The 15,249-nt window shown below is 64.5% G+C and carries 11 protein-coding genes and 1 pseudogene; 3 read left to right on the top strand and 9 right to left on the bottom strand.

Annotated elements, in window-relative coordinates; all coding sequences use genetic code 11:
* Positions 1-64 precede the first annotated feature (64 nt).
* A pseudogene (locus F3H35_RS10415) lies at positions 65-1,669 on the top strand (AsmA family protein); the annotation flags it as partial.
* A gap of 553 nt (positions 1,670-2,222) precedes the next feature.
* Here the strand turns inward: F3H35_RS10415 and F3H35_RS10410 are convergent.
* Complete coding sequence (locus F3H35_RS10410; RefSeq protein ID WP_149779537.1) at positions 2,223-2,816, bottom strand: GcrA family cell cycle regulator; 594 nt, start codon at positions 2,814-2,816, stop codon at positions 2,223-2,225.
* A gap of 126 nt (positions 2,817-2,942) precedes the next feature.
* On the opposite strand from F3H35_RS10410, the gene F3H35_RS10405 reads away from it, so the two are divergent.
* Complete coding sequence (locus tag F3H35_RS10405; RefSeq protein WP_149779536.1) at positions 2,943-3,746, top strand: ABC transporter permease; 804 nt, start codon at positions 2,943-2,945, stop codon at positions 3,744-3,746.
* A 4-nt stretch (positions 3,747-3,750) separates the two neighbouring features.
* Here the strand turns inward: F3H35_RS10405 and F3H35_RS10400 are convergent, their stop codons facing one another.
* Entirely contained in the window at positions 3,751-4,098 is a 348-nt protein-coding gene (locus tag F3H35_RS10400) for a hypothetical protein (RefSeq protein WP_223228378.1), read from the bottom strand.
* Positions 4,099-4,147: 49 nt separating this feature from the next.
* Here F3H35_RS10400 and F3H35_RS10395 point away from each other — a divergent pair, with 49 nt between their 5' ends.
* Positions 4,148-5,101 carry an SDH family Clp fold serine proteinase gene (locus F3H35_RS10395; protein WP_223228377.1) on the top strand — a complete coding sequence of 318 codons (954 nt, stop codon included), beginning with the start codon at positions 4,148-4,150 and terminating at the stop codon, positions 5,099-5,101.
* A 461-nt stretch (positions 5,102-5,562) separates the two neighbouring features.
* Here the strand turns inward: F3H35_RS10395 and F3H35_RS10390 are convergent, their stop codons facing one another.
* From F3H35_RS10390 to F3H35_RS10360, 7 genes are all read right to left on the bottom strand, one after another.
* Positions 5,563-6,957, bottom strand: a complete 1,395-nt coding sequence (locus tag F3H35_RS10390) for a hypothetical protein (protein ID WP_188129947.1) — start codon at positions 6,955-6,957, stop codon at positions 5,563-5,565.
* Between the two features lie 94 nt (positions 6,958-7,051).
* On the bottom strand, positions 7,052-10,141 hold the full coding sequence (locus F3H35_RS10385) for an efflux RND transporter permease subunit (RefSeq protein WP_149779534.1): 3,090 nt from the start codon (positions 10,139-10,141) through the stop codon (positions 7,052-7,054).
* Positions 10,138-11,247: an efflux RND transporter periplasmic adaptor subunit gene (locus tag F3H35_RS10380; protein WP_149779533.1), complete on the bottom strand. Its 1,110-nt coding sequence runs from the start codon at positions 11,245-11,247 to the stop codon at positions 10,138-10,140. The genes F3H35_RS10385 and F3H35_RS10380 overlap by 4 nt, the downstream gene beginning before the upstream one ends.
* Before the next feature lie 57 nt (positions 11,248-11,304).
* A complete protein-coding gene (locus tag F3H35_RS10375; protein WP_149779532.1) occupies positions 11,305-12,420 on the bottom strand; it encodes a glycine cleavage T C-terminal barrel domain-containing protein in 1,116 nt (371 codons plus the stop codon).
* Positions 12,421-12,970: 550 nt separating this feature from the next.
* Positions 12,971-13,804: a transglutaminase-like domain-containing protein gene (locus F3H35_RS10370; protein ID WP_149779531.1), complete on the bottom strand. Its 834-nt coding sequence runs from the start codon at positions 13,802-13,804 to the stop codon at positions 12,971-12,973.
* Positions 13,801-14,850 (bottom strand): permease, encoded by a 1,050-nt coding sequence (locus tag F3H35_RS10365; protein ID WP_149779530.1) that lies wholly within the window; start codon positions 14,848-14,850, stop codon positions 13,801-13,803. The genes F3H35_RS10370 and F3H35_RS10365 overlap by 4 nt, the downstream gene beginning before the upstream one ends.
* A gap of 49 nt (positions 14,851-14,899) precedes the next feature.
* Positions 14,900-15,217 carry an ArsR/SmtB family transcription factor gene (locus F3H35_RS10360; protein ID WP_149779529.1) on the bottom strand — a complete coding sequence of 106 codons (318 nt, stop codon included), beginning with the start codon at positions 15,215-15,217 and terminating at the stop codon, positions 14,900-14,902.
* Positions 15,218-15,249: the final 32 nt, after the last annotated feature.

Genomic DNA, 15,249 nt, shown 5'->3' with positions numbered 1-15,249 from the left:
AACCGGTTGTTGGCGCGGGACCATGCGCTTACATTTCAGGTAGCATCGGGTAAAGGGGGCTGACATGCGGTGGCTGTTGCGTTTGGTCGGGCTGGTGATCGTCTTGGTCGTGGTCGCCGTGGCTTCGCTGCTTTTGCTCCCCGGAGATCGGATCGCCAAGATCGCCGCCGAGCAGATCAGCGCTGCAACGGGTCGCGATGTCATCTTTTCGGGGCGCACCACCATCAGTTTCTACCCTGTTCTGGGGGTCAGCACCGGTGAGGTCCTTGTCGCAAACGCAGGCTGGTCCGATGCGGGTCCGATGCTGGAAGCCGACAGCCTGAAAATCGGCGTGGAACCCGTGGCGCTGTTCGGGGGCGAAATCCGGATCACCGGGCTTGAGGCGGTCAATCCCAGGGTTTTGCTGGAACGTGCCGCCGATGGGCGCGTCAACTGGGAAATAGGGGTCGAAGGGGTGGCGCCCTCGGGACAGTCCGCACCCGGTCAACCCGCCGCCCGGTCGGAGCGGTTGGCGCTGACGCTGGACCGTGCGCTGATCACCGATGCGCACGTCACCTACAGCGACCATGGCACGGGCGAAACGCTGACCCTGCAGAACATCAATCTCGATTTGCGCTGGCCCGATTATGATGGCGCGGCCACGTTCGAAGCCTCGGCCAAGCCGGCGGGCTCGGTGGTGACCATATCGGGTGAGCTGGATCAGGTGGGTACCTTCATCGCCGGCGGTGTGACCGATCTGAGTGCCACGATCAGCACGTCGGGCGGAGCGGTGGATTTTGACGGGCGTGCGGGTCTTCTGCCGCAATTGGGCGGGCGGTTGAGTGCTGATCTGAGCGATACGGCGGCTTTTCTGGCGGCGTTCGGTGTCTCTGGTGTGGACATACCGCGGGGCATGGGACGCGCCATTTCGGTCGCGACGGACATCACATTTTCCGAGGATATGCGTCTGTCACTGCGCGATTCTGCGCTTGCGCTGGATGACAACCGGCTGACGGGGGCGGCGGATATTTTCCTGGGCGGTGACCGGCCGCGCCTGAACGCACAGCTGACGGCGAAAAGCCTCGATTTCTCGGCGCTGGCGGCAGGGCAGGGCGCATCTGCCACATCAGGCACCTCGCAAAGCGGAAGCGGTTCAGGGGGCAGCGTGCCGACCGATGGCTGGCCCAAGACTGCGATCGATGCCTCCGCCCTCGGGCTGGCGGATGGAGAGGTGGCACTTGTAGCCGACAGTATCGATCTGGGTGATCTGAAACTGGGCAAGACCCGCACCTTGGCGACGCTGACCCAATCACGCTTGGTCTTTGCCTTGCGTGAGGTGCAGGCCTATGACGGAAACATCACAGGCGAATTCGTGCTCAACAACCGGTCCGGCCTGTCGGTGGGCGGCAAGATGACGGCTGCCGGCATCAATCTCGAGACATTCCTCAGAGATGCGGTGGATATTTCGCGGTTCTCTGCAAAAGCCGATGGTGAAGTCAGTTTCCTGGGCGTTGGCCAGTCGCTCCATGCAATCATGAACAGCCTCGAAGGCAGCGGCGGCCTGCGCACCGGGCGCGGCGTCATCTCGGGGATCGACCTCGACAAGCTGATGCGCTCGGGCGATGTCAGTGGTGGGACAACAGTGTTCGACAGTCTGGGCGCCAGCTTCACGATGCAGGCGGGCAACCTTTTCAACAACGACCTGTTGCTCAGCCTGCCATTCGCCACGGCGCGTGGCGAAGGCCGTATCGGGCTCGGCGCGCGGGACCTCGATTACACCTTCACCCCGACCTTGCTGGAGGGTGACACCCGCAAGGGGTTGGCGATCCCGGTGCGCATTCGCGGTCCTTGGGCCAACCCGCGCATCACCCCCGATCTGGAAGCGGCGATCGATCTGAATTTCAAGGAACAGAAAGACGAGTTGAAGGCCAAGGCCAAGGAAGAGGTCAATCGTGCCGTCCAGAAAGAACTGGGCGTCACCGTCGAGCAGGGGCAGTCCGTGGAAGACGCGATCAAGAACAAGGTCGAGGACGAGTTGAAAAAGGAATTGTTCAAGCTGTTCGACTGACTGAAGCGTTCCGCCTTTGACCTGAGGCATCGGCTAAAGACGGAACGCGAGCAACGAGTGAACGGAGTACTGCATTTCGCCAAAATCTGTGGTCCAAGTTTTTAGCGTAACGCTGTAAAAAAGGCGCGCCGGACCGAACCTGACGCGCCTTAATTCGTGATTGTGCAGGTCGCGATTATCGCTTGCGGTCGCGACGGCTGCTCATGGGTTGGAAGGCCACGCCCACATGCGCTTCGCAATAGGGTTTACCGGATTGAACGGGCAGGCCGCAGAACCAGAAATCCGGTGTCGCGGGGTCGCCCACAGGCCATTTGCAGGTTCTCTCGGTCAATTCCATGAGCGTGAGCTTCATGGCTTTCTTCTCGATTTCACTGACCTTGGCCAAAGCTGCGGGGTCGATCTCGTTGGTCGAGGGCTGCGGCGGCAGGGGCTGCCCGGCCGGAATGATCTGTTTGGCGCGCGAGACCGGGGCTTGCGGTGCCGCAACCGACACCTCCTTGGGTTCAGGTGCAGGCTTGGGTTCGGCCTTGGCGGCGGGCTTGGTTGTTGCCTTGGACTTGGCCTCGGCCTTGGCGGCGGGCTTGGCCTTGGGGGCTGTCTCGGCGCCCGACGCTGCCGAGCCGTTTCGGTTCGACAGTCCAAGTCGATGCACCTTGCCTATCACGGCATTGCGCGTCACGCCGCCGAGTTCCTTGGCGATCTGGCTGGCCGACTGGCCTTCGCTCCAGAGTTTCTTCAGAAGTTCGACGCGTTCGTCGCTCCAGGACATGGTGGCTTCCTATCTCAAAAGGCGGCCGGTTGCCCGCGCCGCCCTGCTTATTCCGTAGTCGCCCTATTCTAATCACTCGTCAGTAAGTTACAAGGCGTCGAATCATCAACGACCGGAGGACACGGCATGGCCGAGATCAGCAACATGGGCACACGACGTTTCGGACGCGTGAACTGGTTGGGATTATATACTCTGGCCGTGCGTGAGATGCAGCGTTTCATGGCGGTTTGGACCCAGACCTTGCTTGCTCCGTTGGTCACGGCGGGGCTGTTCATGGTGATCTTCTCGATTGCGATCGGCCCGCGCCGTGGCGATGTCATGGGGGTGGATTTCACGACGTTCATTGCCCCGGGCATTCTGATGATGACCGTGATTCAGAACGCATTCGCCAATACATCGTCTTCCATCGTGATCTCGAAGGTGCAGGGCAATATCGTGGACACGCTGATGCCGCCGCTCAGTGCGGGAGAATTGGTTCTGGGCTACATGGCCGGTGGTGTCGGACGGGGCGTGCTCGTGGCACTGGCCATTGCTTTGGGTCAATTCGCGGTTCTGGGGCTGGTGCCTGCTCACCCCATCTGGATGATGGTCTTCGTGGTGCTTGGCGCGGCTTTTCTGTCCGGCCTCGGCATGGTTGCAGGGATTTTTGCCAACAAGTTCGACCAGATGGCCGCGATCACCAACTTCGTGGTCACGCCTCTCGCTTTCCTGTCGGGCACGTTCTATTCGGTGCAGGCATTGCCGCCCGTGTTGAACGAGATCACCCATTTCAACCCCATTTTCTACATGATCGACGGGGTGCGCTATGGGATGATCGGTGTGTCCGACAGCTCGCCCTGGCTGGGGCTTGGCGTCGGGATCGGGGCGACGCTCGCCATTTCGATCGCCGCATTGTGGATGTTCGCGCGTGGCTATCGGCTGAAGGCCTGAACGCTCAGCTGCACAGCCGTTCGGCCCGTTCGCCATAGGCGCGATACGCCGCCCAGAAGCGTTCGTCACTGGCGCTATCGGATTGCCGGATGTCCTGTGCAAGCTGCGGATTGCCGTAAAACGCCACCGCGCGGCGCTGTTGCGAGCCGGTCAGCGTCTGGTTGGCGGCGGCCTGGATGCAGCCGCAGAGTGCGCGCGAGCGGGCCTTTCGGTCCGATGCGAGGCAGGCTTGACTGATCGGACCGGATGCTATCGGGACTCCGCCGGACGGGCCCGAGCCGCCACGGTACCTGTCACCGCCGCCGCATCCTGCAAGAAGTAACGTCAAACCAAGAATAATCGCCTGTCGCATCGTGTCCGCCTCTTTGCTCGGGATCCGGTGCGGTTATCGGCCCGCCTGCATGGTCCCGGTCATTCTCTACCTGCACGATCATTGCCCGAACAGCGGAATTTTTCAATTCACAAGGTGGCGCATTGCTGCAAGACTCACCGTGATTTTATTGATGGATAAACGGCCCGGAGGCCTTATGGAATTCAGTTTTTCGACGATTTTCTTCCTGTTTTTCATGGTGATGATCCTGCAGCCCGTTCTGATGGGGCGCATTTTCGCCTTCCGTCGTGAGCAGGCGATCCGTGCGATCGAGCGCAAACGTCGCAGCCGTGTGATCACCATGATTCATCGTCAGGAGCGGCGCAGTTTCTTCGGGGTCAATGTCAGCCGGATGATCGACCTTGAAGATGCGCAATCCATCATCTCGGCGATCAAGGCCACACCCGCAAACACGCCGATCGATCTTGTTCTGCACACACCCGGCGGGCTGGTGCTCGCGGCCATGCAGATCGCGCGCGCGGTCGAGATGCATCCCGCGAAAGTCACTGTTTTTGTTCCGATTTATGCGATGTCGGGCGGCACTCTGATCGCACTTGCCGCCGATGAAATCGTGATGGGAGAGTTCTCGATGTTGGGGCCAATCGACCCGCAAATCATGGGGATTTCCGCAGCTTCGATCATCGCGGCGCGGGACGCCAAACCAATCGAGCACGTCTCGGATGTGGCACTGGTTTTAGCGGATGTCAGCGACAAGGCCATCGCGCAGGTGGTGAGGGGGGCGGTGGAGATTATGACGCCGAGGATGGAAAGGGGGAAGGCGGAGGAATTGGCGAAGACCCTCGCGTCGGGAACCTGGACGCATGATTATGCGCTGACACCGGCCGAAGCGCGGGAGCTGGGGCTGGAAGTGACGGTGGGGATGCCGTCGGAAATACTTGATCTTATGAAACTTTTCCCGTCGCCGGTGAAACAGAGCGCGGTGGAGTTCCTGCCGTTCGACCCGCCGGGCAAGAAGCTGGGCTGACCCCGGACAGGCGCGCGAGAGATGGGTTAACCACAAAAAACCGGGATCGGTATCACGTCGGTATAACGTCGGTATCACGTCGGTACGGGTCCTCCGGATCGCGCCGGTCAGCGCCTTGTGCGCAGCCGGTGGTACGAAACACCCCCCTCTTTGGTACGGGGTGCCGCCGCGCTGCCCAGCCTGACAGGATCACCGCTGTCACCAAACTTTTTCCGTCGCCGGTGAAACACAGCGCGTTGGAGTTCCTGCCGTTCGACCCGCCGGGCAAGAAGCTGGGCTGACCCCGGACAGGCGCGCGAGAGATGGGTTAACCACAAAAAACCGGGATCGGTATCACGTCGGTATGACGTCGGTATCGCGTCGGTACGGGTCCTCCGGATCGCGCCGGTCAGCGCCTCGCGCGCAGCCGGTGGTACGACACCCCGCTCTTTGGTACGGGGCTGCCGCCGCGGCACGCAGGCTCAGAGGCTGGCATAAAGCGCCACCCAGCCTGACAGGATCACCGCTGTCACCAGAGCATAGGCGCCGTTCCAGCGCAGCCCGACATGGCGCGCGCTGACGCGTCCGAACGAGCCGATCAGGAGTGTCGTGGCGGTGAAGGGCGAGGTCACCCCGGTCAGCGCCCAACCCGAGGTGATCGCCACGATGATCGCGTTGGGGGTGACGCCCAGATCGGCGGCTTCCGGGATCAGGGGTGCCAGAAGCGTCACGGTCAGGATCGGGTTCATGCCGAGCTGTCCGGCCAGAGGGATAATCCACACGAAGGAGATCAGCAGAAGCGGCGCAGGCATGCCTGCAAGATCGAGACCGATGCCCATCAGCACAGGTCCGAGCAGGGGCGCGCCGACGGTGCCGATATAGCCGGCCATCATCAGCAGGATGATTTCGCCCCGATAGGCGGGAAGCTCGACAAAGGCATAATCCGACACCCGCCGCCCGACGCCGGGCGCATCCGCCTTGCCCCGGGCCTGCAGCGCGAGCCAGAAGCCGGCGATGACCGGAACGATCACCAATACAAGCCCGACGATCCTGATGCCGGTGGCGGCATAGAGCACCGCGATGCTGGTGACGAGGATCGCCAGCAAAAGCGCCAGAGGCAGCATCAAGGCCCATGTGCCCTCGGGCATCTGGCGAACCGGGGCAGGGGCGGAGAGTTTCGGCTTGAAGGCCGCATCGAGCACCCAGCCGGTTGCCGCCAACAGGAGCGATGTGACAAGGCCGGGTAGGACCGCCAGCGCCCAGCTTGTGCCGGGAATGAGGGCCGTGGAAATGGCGACAGCGAAGGACAGCGGCGACCATGGCAGGGCCGATGTGAAGGCGCGCTGGATCGCCAGCAGCATCCGGCGGGTGCGGTGGCGGCGGATTTCGGGGTCTTTTTCCTCGTTTGCGCTGGTGGTGGCGAGGCTGCCGAGCAGGGCTATGGCGCCGTAGTTCAGCAAGAGCGCGAACATCTGCCCGCCGATCGTGAGCGCGAGATAGCGCCGGCCGGGCGGTTGCTGGGCCAGAAAGCGACCGCTGGCACGGATCGCGGGCGATGTTTCGGCCACGCTGCGCAGGGTAGCGAGGGCCGTGAAGAACGCGGTGATGAAGGCGGCGGTCATCAGGCCGCGGTGCATGATGTCGCGCCAGTCGGGATTGGTTGCGATCAGCGCCGCACTCAGAGCCAGAGCCACCAGCGCGAAGAGATAGCGGCCCGCGCGGACCTGCAGCGCCAGCACCAGCGTTGTCAGGATGATCAGCCATGGCAGTACGGTTTCTGCCATGGTGCTGGAGGCCCAGACCGAGAGGATTTCGAGCCCGGTGATGGCGACCAGAAGGCCGCCTGTCAGTCTGTTTGATGTCGCCGAAGGTTTCATGTTGCGCAAGTCATGCGGAGAAACGCGGCGCTGTGCAAGCTGATGCGCAAGATGCACGGGCGGGCCGTTGCGCCGGGCCGCCGGAAGGGAGCGGTCAGCGGATGTCGGCGTGGCCTGCGGCTTCGAGCTCACGATCAAGCGCTTGACCCGAGGAGGCCCGCGATTTGGTGGCGCCGCTGACCAGAGCATAGGCGGCAGGCGTCAGGAACAGGGTGAACACCGCCGCCAGCCCCAGCCCGCCGACGATCACCCAGCCGATCGAGGCGCGCGCCTCGGCGCCGGGACCGGAGCCGAGGATCAAGGGCAGGCCGGACATCACGGTGCAGATCAGCGTCATGGCGATGGGGCGCAATCGGGCCTGAGCGGCCTCGAAGGCGGCGTCGATCACCGGGCGCCCCGCATCGCGGAGCTGATTCGCGAATTCCACCAGCAGGATGCCGTTCTTGGCCATGACCCCGATCAGCATCAGAATCCCGATCTGACTGTAGATATTGACGGTCGTGCCGGTCAGAAGCATCGCATAGATCGCGGCGCAGACCCCGAAAGGCACGGTCAGCATCACCACCAGCGCGCTTGTCAGGCTTTCGAATTGCGCGAGCAGCACCAGAAAGACCACCAGAAGTGCGATCACGTAGGTGGCGGCCAGCGCCGATGAGGTTTCATCGAGCGTTGCGGCTTCGCCCAGAAAGATCAGGCCGATCCCGTCGGGCAGACGGTCCTGGGCCAAGGCGCGGACATCGTCGATCACCTCGCGCAGGGTAACGTCGGGTGACACCGAGGCGTCGATTTCGATGGCGCGGCGCTGGGCGTGGCGGTCAAGCTCGGCGGCGACGCCCTGTTCGCTGAAGGTGACGATCTGGCTGAGCGGGACAAGATCGCCGGCGTCCGAGCGGATGGAGAGGTTCAGAAGGTCCATCGGATCGCGCACCGCGCCGGCGCTGGATTGCAAGAGGATCGGAATGGCCTGATCGTCGATGGTAAGCTCGGCGATCTCGTCTTCGTCGATGAGCGCGCGCAGGGTGTCCGAGAGGGTCGCCATCGGCACCTGCAGGTCCGAGGCACGCTGGCGGTCCACCGATATGCTGAGTTGCGGCTGGGTCGCCTGATATTGCACGCGGATGCCCGAAAGGCCGGGGATCTCGGCCAGATCGAGGGCGAAGGCATCGGCGGCAGAGGCGATGTCGGGATAGGCGGGGCCGGTGAGCGCGATGGACAGCCCTCCGCCCGAGCCGCCCCTGACGCCAAGGCTGTTGCCGCCCGCGATGCGGGCCCGCGCGCCGGGCAGGGTTGCCAGATCGCCGCGGATCGCATCCTCGATCTCGGCCTGGGAGGTGTCACGCTGCTCCCATGGGACGAGGCGGATGCCGACGCTGCCGCGGTTGAGGTCATAGCGCCCGGTGATCGAATAAAGGCCGTCGGCCACGCCTTGATCCACATAGGGGCGCAGCAGCTCTTCGACGCGGACCACCTGCCGGTCGGTATAGTCGAGGCCGGTGCCGTCGGGGCCTTGCATGCGGACGGTGACCGCGCCGCGATCCTCGGGGGGGACGAGTTCCTCGCCAAGCTGGCCATAGGCGAAAAACGCGCCACCGGCCAGAAGGCCCGCGCCGACAAGGGTGACGAGGGGCGCACGGATCATCGGCCGGATCAGCGCGGCATAGAGCGCCGCAAGGCGCGCGCCGAGGCCCGACATCAGCCCGCCGCTCTGCCCGAGGCCGCCCGAGAATGACGCCAGCATCGGGCAGATGGTCAGCGCCACGAAGGACGAGATCGCCACGGTCACCGCCAGCACGAAGCCGAATTCGGTGAACAGGCGGCCGGCGTCGCCGGGCAGGAAGGAGATCGGCACGAAGACCGCGATAAGCGTGAGGGTGGTTGCGATGACGGCGAAGAACACCTGAGAGGCGCCGAGCACGGCGGCGGCGCGGGGGGCCATGCCCTCCTGGCGGCGGCGCTGGATGTTTTCGGTGACTACGATGGCGTCATCGACCACCAGCCCGGTGGCGAGCACCAGAGCCAGAAGGGTGATGAGGTTGATGGAAAAGCCCATGAGCCAGATCCCGGCGACCGAGCCGACAAGGGCCACCGGGATCGCGACGGCGGGGATCAGGGTGGCCGACAGGCGCCCGAAGAAGAGCCACATGACGCCGATCACGATCAGGAGGGCCGCGCCCAGTGTCTTGAGCACTTCGGCGATGGCGCCACGGATGAAGACCGCGTCGTCACTGGTGACCTGGAAGCCCAGATCGGGAAAGCGCTGCCGGAGCTGCGAGATCGCGCCCTGAACCTGATCGGAGATGCGCACGGTGTTGGATTGGGCCTGTCGGACGATGCCGAGATTGATGACCAGCCGCCCGTCAAGGCGCGCGACACTGCTGGGGGTGGCGAGGCCGAAATAGACATCGGCCACATCGCCCAGACGGATCCGGTCGCGCAGCATCAGGTCCTCGATGCGGGCGGGGTCGGCGACGGTGGCATCGGCGCGCACCAGCACTTCGAGAGGACCCGACGAAAAGCTGCCGACCGGCACATCGAATTGCGCGGCGCGCAGCACGTTTGCCACCTCGCCGATCGACAGGCCGAACGCGGCCAGACGGTCTGGCCGGACCGCGACGCGCAGGACGCGCTGGCGGTCGCCGAACAGCACCACATCGGCCACACCGTCGATGGCGGTGAATTCGGGCACCAGAGCGTCCTCGACCAGCCGGGTCAGAGCGTCGATCGAGCGCGCCTCGCTCCAGACGGCGATATTGACGATGGGATCGGCGTCCTGTTCGGATTTGACCACAAACAGATCCTCGACCCCGTCGGGCAGGCGGTTCTCAACGCGGCTCACGGCCTCGCGCACATCGTTGGAGGCATTGGCCAGATCGCGGTCGGGGCTGAATTCGACGCGCATCCGGAAATTGCCCTCCTCGGAGGAGGTGCGCACCGCCTGCACGCCGGCGACGCGGGCGACGGCGCCTTCGACCACGGAGGCCAGTTCGGCATCGACGGTGGTGGGCGAGGCGCCGGGGAAATTGGCCCGCACCGACACCACGGGCCGATCCACATCGGGCAGTTCGCGCACTTCGATGCCCCAGAGCGCGCCGATGCCCGCGATCATGATGAGCAGGCTCATCACCGCCGCCAGATAGGGGCGGCGTACGCTGAGATCGGGCAGGCCGCGACCGCGCGTCATCATGAGTTGCCCACGCCCGTCTTGTTCAGGACGGTGACCGGGATGCCGGGGCGCAAACGCTGTGTGCCTTCCACCACGATCGGGTCGCCGGTGCTCAGCGGGCCATCCACCACCACCATTCCGGCCCGCCTGCGCACGAGGCGCACCTCGACCTGTTCGACCTTGCCATCGGCCACGCGCCATACATGGAGCGCGCCGGACGAGAATTGCAGCGCCAGTTCCGGCACCGCGGGATAGGTCTTGCCGGGCAGATCGAGCCGCAGCGCGAAGGACGCGCCGGGGCGCAGCCTATCGGCGGTATTGTCGATTTCGGCCCGGATGCGGGCAGTGCGGGTGATCGGATCGACGCGGCTGTCGATGGCGGTGATCTTGCCCTCGAAGCTGCGCCCTTCGACCGCCGGGGTGGTGGCGGTCACGGCAAGCCCCTGAGAGATGCGGCCCAGAAGCGCCTCGGGCAGGTCGAATTCCACAAGGATGCGGCTGCGGTCATCGAAGCTGCCGATGGCATCATCGGTGGCGATGCGGTCGCCGGCTTCGACAAGCGCCAGACCGGTCACGCCATCGAAGGGCGCGCGCAGCGTGCGGTCGGCCAGATCGGCGCGGGCCTTGTCAAGCTCGATGCGGGCGACCTTGAATTCGGTCTGTGCCTCTTCGAAGCGGGCGGTGGCGGCAGCGCCGGTATCCTGCAGCGTCTGGTAGCGGTTACGCTCGGAGGTGGCCCGGTCCAGCCGCGCCTCGGCCAGTGCGACGGCAAGCCGTTCATCGCTGTCGTCAAGCTGCATGAGCGTGTCACCGGCGGCGAATTTCGCGCCGGGCGCGATGGCCAGCGACGTGATCTCACCGCCCGAGGGCGCGCGCAGGGTGATCGAGCGCAGCGCGAAGCTGGTGCCGATGACCGAAAAGGTCAGATCATCCGAGACGGCCTGCACATCGGAGACGATGACCGGAGGACCGGTATCGGCGGTGGCGGGGGCGCTGTCTTGCGGTTGCGCGGCCTGAGCCCCTGTCCAGAGCGTCGCAAGCTCGGCCCGGAAATGCCAGGCGAGTGCCGTGCCGGCGATCAGCGCCGCAGACATCGTGAGCTGTTTCCAGATGGCAATCTTTTGCATTGTCGCGCCCGTTGTCCCGTCTGTCAGGGGCAAAACATAGGGCGAGGCGCCGCGAAGTCACCTGATGAAGGGGAGCGGGTGCAGGTCCGCGCGCCAGGTGGCTTCTTCGATCCGCAGGTCTAAATGCTGCGCGCTGTCGGCCAGATCGGCCCGTATCAGGCCAAGGCCGATGGTCTTGCCCATGCGGCGGGACTGCGCCAGTTCGCTGACGGTGCCGACGGTTTCACCATCCAGCATCAGGGGAACGGGATGGCCGGGCAGGGGCGGCGCGCCTTCGACCACAAGACCGATGCGGCGCCGGGCCGGTGGGGTGGCAGCGAGGCGCAGAAGGGCGGCGCGACCGATGTAATCAAGGTCGCTGTCCAGATCGATCAGCGGGCCGAAGCCCATCTCGAACGGGGTGGCGCGATGATCCTGCCAGCGCATGTCGGCCCCATAGGAAATGAGCCCGCTTTCAATTCGTTCTATATCGTTGGGCGCGCCGGGGCCGATGCCGAAGGGGGCGCCGGCCTGTTTGACCTTGTCCCAAAGCTCGGTGCCGCGGGTGGCGTCCATGAGGTAAAGCTCGACCCCGCCCTGTTTGGACCAGCCCGAGCGCGCCAGCACCAAAGGAATGCCGTCCAGCGATGTCTCGACAAAGGCGAAGGGACGCATGCTGCGGACCTCATCGCCGAAAAGGGCGGCGGCCACATCCATCGCAAGCGGCCCCTGAATGGCGAGAGGAGAGACATCCGGCTCACTTATGCAGACATCCCAGCCTTTTTCACGCGCGATGGCGGCAGCCCAGAGGTGAATGTCGCTGTCGGCCACCGAGAGCCAGTAGCGCGTCTCGTCGAATTTGAGCAGCACCGGATCGTTGATGAGCCAGCCGTCATGATCGCACAGCGGGACATAGCGGCCCTGACCGGGGCGGGTCCCGCCGAGGTTACGGGGCGTGAGATACTGCGCCAGTCGCCCCGCGTCGGGGCCATCAAGCTGCACCTGCCGTTGGGCTGCGACATCCCACATCGCAACGCCGCTCAGCAGCCGGTCGTATTCGGCGTCGGGATCGCCGAAATGGGCCGGGATATACATGTGATTGTAGACCGAGAAGGACCGGACGCCATCACGGACCGTGGCATCGAAATAGGCGGATTTGCGGATGTTCGGGCCGATGCCGATCGAGAAACTCAACGCGTGTCCTCCGGATAGGGTGCATGACTTGGCTTAGAGCATTGCGAGCGGGCGCTGTGCAAGCGGGGGGTGATTGGATGGGACGGGTTGCCGGTGCTTGGCTATTTGTGTGCTGCGGCACCGGTTTGTCCACAGGACAGTTGGCGATCCTGTCAGCTACCCAACATTCAAGTCAACAGTGCATGGTGCGAATGCGCGGTGCACGGGAGCGTCCGCAAGAGGCGGAGTCGGGCGTCGTCCGGATGAAGGAAAGAGGGGAAAGGTGGATTTACGCGCCTTGCGGCCGTGCAGGTTTCAGCGACTAGCCCCGGTCGTGACCCATGGAGGCGAGAAGGGCGAAAATCAGGCCGCTTACAGCAATCAATCCGATCATAATGGCAGCAGTAGACATAATAATGATCCCAAGGTTGGCCAATCAACTTGAAGTTGGATGCGGCAGAATCAGTGCCTACCGCAACAGTCTCCCCGGAGTGTGATCCAAAACTGTTGCTGAAATGTTTACATCATCGGCGGAACTTCACCGATGCGGGGTGTTGGCAGGACTCTGGGGTCAGATCGGTTTCGCCATGCGGATCACGATGTCGAGCCGCTCGGCGCCGCCGGGGGTCAGCTGCACAGGCTCGGACAGCAGTTTGAGCGGTTGCGGGATGTCGGGCGCGGCGTAGTGATGGCCCATCGAATGGCCGAGCGCCACGCGCCAACCGGGACGCGGATCGAGGGCGGGGCGCGTCGGGCCGAGACCGGCCTTGATGTGATGCGCGATGTCCCATTCCTGCACCTGTCCGTCGTGCCGGGTGACCACCCAGCAATGCATGTCATGGGTGGTGCCAGCTTTTTCCTCGGGGAAGAAATAGCCGTAGATATAGCCCGCCTCGTAGCCCGCTGCGCGCAGGCTGGCGACGAGGTAGGTGTTTATATCCACGCAAGAGCCGGGTGTCAGCCCGCAGGAGAGATAGGGAACCACCTCGTGACCGTCGTTGAAGCGGGTCTCGGGGTGGGCATAGTCGAAGCGGCGTTCGGCCTCGGCGACGAGGGCGGCGATACCGGCGGCACCTCCGCCCGCTTGCGCGGCGATGCTACGGCTGGCGTTTGCCAGTTCGTCGGCGGCGCGCGTGAAGCGGGTTTGGCGGGGGGTGAACATCTGCTCGGGATAGGCTGCGGCGGGGGGCGGGGCCGTGACCTCGTAGTGCAGGACAACAGGGCCGCCATGAGCGGTGACGCGGAGCGCGGCCAGCGCAAGATCGGGATCACGCAAGGCGCTGTCGATCGTGCCGCCGGTCAGCGTCAGACGCGCGACCGCACCATGCGGGGTGGTCATGCCCAAGGGGGCCAGAAGTGTAGCACCTTCGGGCAGGGGCGCGGTTTCTACGGTGAGGGGGATCATGCGACGCTCCAGAATTGGAAAAGCACCCCGGCGGTGAAGGCGCCGGTGAGCGACAGCGCGATATAGAGGACGAACACACGCGGTTTGACCAGTGCCCAGACGGCGATGGCCGCTGGAAGCGAGGTCACGCCTCCGGCCACCAAAAAGGCCAGGCCCGCGCCCTGCGCCATGCCCTGATCCAGCAACCCGCCGACCAGCGGCAGGGCGGCATACCCGTTGAGATATGCGGGAACCCCGACAAGGGTACCAAGAGCGATGGGGGCAAGGCCGGTGCCGCCGATGGATGCGGTCACGGTTTCGGCGGGGATATAGGCGAGCATCAGGCTTTCCAGCAGGAAGGCGAGGGTCAGCCATTTGGCCAGAAACAGTGTGACGCCAAGGGCTTCGCGCCCGAACTTCGCGCGGCGGTCAGCATCGGTCCAGAAGCGCCAGACCACGGGCTTGGGGGTGCGGATCTTGCTGCCGCCGCAGCCGCCATTGCCGATCCCCTCGCGCAGCGGATCGGACAGGCCGCCGGCGCGGGTCAGGCCATGCACGACCGCGCCGCCGAACAGCCCCAGGCCGACGGCGGCCAGTGTCTTGGCGACCGCGAACTCGAGCCCCAGAACGCCCGTGGTCAGCACGAACATCGACGGGTCCATGACCGGCGAGGCCAGCCAGAAGGCCATGACCGCCGACAGCGGCACCCCCATGGCCAGAAGGGCCGCGATCAGGGGGATCACGCCGCAAGAGCAAAACGGCGACAGCCCCCCGGCCAGAGCGGCAAGCCCGATCATCACCACCGGTGCCCCGGTAAAGGCGCGAGCGATCAGGTTGTCGGCGCCCGTGGCCCCGGCCCAGGCGGCCACGCCGATCGACAGGATGAGGAAGGGCGCGGTGTTCAGCAAGGCTTCGGCGGTGAAAAGCGCGCTGTCACCGGCCTGACCGGGATCGAAGAACGCCAGACCCGCCAGGATGAGAGCGGTGGCCAGCCAGACCTTCTGACTGCGCCATAGGCTGCGCACCTTGTCCAGAGGGCGGGGGGCGGATGCGCTGAGGTCTGTCATTTCGACATCTCCGGAATTATGGTTGCTTTGGGCGATAAAAAAGCTGTGGTCATGTGGCGGTATCCTTGGACCGGATCGTGACACCGGTGCAGCATTCGGATGTGAGAAAGGCCAGCACCCGTTGCATCGCGGGATAATCCACGCGGTTGTAGACCTCGCGGCCGCGCTTGTCCTGCAGGACGAGTCCGGCATCGACGAGGCTGGACAGGTGATGCGCAAGGGTTGAGGGCGCGAGGCCAAGGTGATCGCCGATATCGCCGACGCGCAGGCCGGCGTCACCGGCCTTGACCAGAAGGCGGAAGATCGACAGGCGGGCATCGTGGCCAAGCGCGGCCAGGGCTCGGGCATGGGGGCTGGTCTGTGTCATGCAACAAAATTAAACCAGAAAACCGGTTATGT

Source organism: Roseovarius litoreus (assembly GCF_900142765.1).
Taxonomy (GTDB): domain Bacteria; phylum Pseudomonadota; class Alphaproteobacteria; order Rhodobacterales; family Rhodobacteraceae; genus Roseovarius; species Roseovarius litoreus.
Note: the sequence above shows the minus strand (reverse complement) of the source record. Positions and strands in the feature narration are given on the sequence as shown.

Bases quoted from the DNA above. Each gene is read 5' to 3' on its own strand.
- F3H35_RS10370 (WP_149779531.1), bottom strand. From the start codon at position 13,804: ATGATCCCCCTCACCGTAGAAACCGCGCCCCTGCCCGAAGGTGCTACA.
- F3H35_RS10395 (WP_223228377.1), top strand. From the start codon at position 4,148: ATGGTCCCGGTCATTCTCTACCTGCACGATCATTGCCCGAACAGCGGA.
- F3H35_RS10410 (WP_149779537.1), bottom strand. From the start codon at position 2,816: ATGTCCTGGAGCGACGAACGCGTCGAACTTCTGAAGAAACTCTGGAGC.
- F3H35_RS10385 (WP_149779534.1), bottom strand. From the start codon at position 10,141: ATGATGACGCGCGGTCGCGGCCTGCCCGATCTCAGCGTACGCCGCCCC.
- F3H35_RS10405 (WP_149779536.1), top strand. From the start codon at position 2,943: ATGGCCGAGATCAGCAACATGGGCACACGACGTTTCGGACGCGTGAAC.
- F3H35_RS10360 (WP_149779529.1), bottom strand. From the start codon at position 15,217: ATGACACAGACCAGCCCCCATGCCCGAGCCCTGGCCGCGCTTGGCCAC.
- F3H35_RS10380 (WP_149779533.1), bottom strand. From the start codon at position 11,247: ATGCAAAAGATTGCCATCTGGAAACAGCTCACGATGTCTGCGGCGCTG.
- F3H35_RS10390 (WP_188129947.1), bottom strand. From the start codon at position 6,957: ATGAAACCTTCGGCGACATCAAACAGACTGACAGGCGGCCTTCTGGTC.
- F3H35_RS10365 (WP_149779530.1), bottom strand. From the start codon at position 14,850: ATGACAGACCTCAGCGCATCCGCCCCCCGCCCTCTGGACAAGGTGCGC.
- F3H35_RS10400 (WP_223228378.1), bottom strand. From the start codon at position 4,098: ATGCGACAGGCGATTATTCTTGGTTTGACGTTACTTCTTGCAGGATGC.